The sequence below is a fragment of the Streptomyces graminilatus genome, assembly GCF_001418565.1.
Taxonomy (GTDB): Bacteria; Actinomycetota; Actinomycetes; order Streptomycetales; family Streptomycetaceae; genus Streptomyces; species Streptomyces graminilatus.
This window is the reverse complement of sequence record NZ_LIQQ01000577.1, coordinates 1-311: the sequence shown is the minus strand read 5'-3', so window position 1 is coordinate 311 and position 311 is coordinate 1. Positions and strand designations below refer to the sequence as shown.

At 69.1% G+C, this 311-nt stretch carries 1 pseudogene; it reads left to right on the top strand.

Annotation, left to right across the window (positions count from 1 at the left end):
• A pseudogene (locus tag AOK08_RS46745) lies at nt 1-311 on the top strand (hypothetical protein); the annotation flags it as partial.

Genomic DNA, 311 nt, shown 5'->3' with positions numbered 1-311 from the left:
CCGCGCCGACATGGCCCTCGGTTTCCGGCTGCTGCCGGGCAACGCCACGGCCGTACGCGCGTACACCTTCCGGAATCACAAACTGGTGCAGATCATGGCGAACGACGACAACGTGACCGGCGTGGAGCTGGCCGGCCGGGCCCTGATCATCCGCACACCGTCGCAGATCCCCGGGTACGAGTACCGCACCCAGTGGACCTGGGACTCCGAGCAGAAGGCGATGCTGCTCACGCGGGCCGAGTTCCTCCGCACCGGCCGTGGCGACCGCACCCGTAAACACACGCGCTCCCCCTCCCCCCACATCCCCTCCC